1 protein-coding gene is annotated in these 865 nt (G+C 49.7%); it reads left to right on the forward strand.

The features are described 5' to 3' along the window. Positions 1 to 52 precede the first annotated feature (52 nt). Positions 53 to 739 carry an S-formylglutathione hydrolase gene (fghA, locus tag CRG49_RS12990; RefSeq protein WP_304528870.1) on the forward strand — a complete coding sequence of 229 codons (687 nt, stop codon included), beginning with the start codon at positions 53 to 55 and terminating at the stop codon, positions 737 to 739. Positions 740 to 865: the final 126 nt, after the last annotated feature.

The raw sequence follows: 865 nt of genomic DNA on the forward strand, positions 1-865 counted from the left end.
TAAATGGGCTTTAATCATGTGCAAAAGGTGGTAGGATTTATATTTTCAAAAAGTGCAAAAGCTGCCAAAAATTCGTGCAAAAGGTGTTGGCGACTTACATGCGCAACGCTTTGCCGCACAATGGGGTATCGCTTTAGTCATGCCCGATACCTCACCACGCGGCGACAACGTAGCCGATGATGAAGGCTACGATTTGGGCAAAGGCGCAGGCTTTTATGTCAATGCCACACAAGCACCTTGGGCAGAACATTACCGCATGTACGACTACATCGTCGAAGAATTGCCGGCGTTGATTGAAGCCAATTTTCCGGTGACCGACCAGCGCAGCATTTTCGGCCACAGCATGGGTGGCCACGGCGCATTGCAAATCGCTTTGAAAAATCCCGAGCGCTACGCTGCCGTTTCCGCCTTTGCACCGATTGTCAACCCGAGCGAAACACCTTGGGGACAAAAAGCCTTTGCCGCCTATTTGGGCAACGACCAAACCGCATGGAAAAACTACGACAGCACCGCCCTCGTTCAGACGGCCTCGAAAAAACTGCCGATTCTCATCGACCAAGGTGATGCCGACCAGTTTTACCCGAAAGAATTGCAGCCGGAAACCTTTGTTAACGCTGCCCGTGGTAATGGGTTTAACGTTCAATTCAAAAAACGCGAAGGCTACGACCACAGCTATTTCTTCATCGCCAGTTTTATCGACAGCCACATTGAATTTCATGCCGAAGCATTGGGGTTGTAATCTGCCATAATCAATTAAAGGCCCTTACATTCGCATTTCAAGTGCAACGCTCAAATGCCATTGGCAAGGGCTGCTGAAAACAGATCACCCGGTGTCTCATAGTCCAATGTCTTTCTCGGTCGGCGG

Source organism: Neisseria sp. N95_16, from assembly GCF_002551535.2.
Taxonomy (GTDB): Bacteria; Pseudomonadota; Gammaproteobacteria; order Burkholderiales; family Neisseriaceae; genus Neisseria; species Neisseria brasiliensis.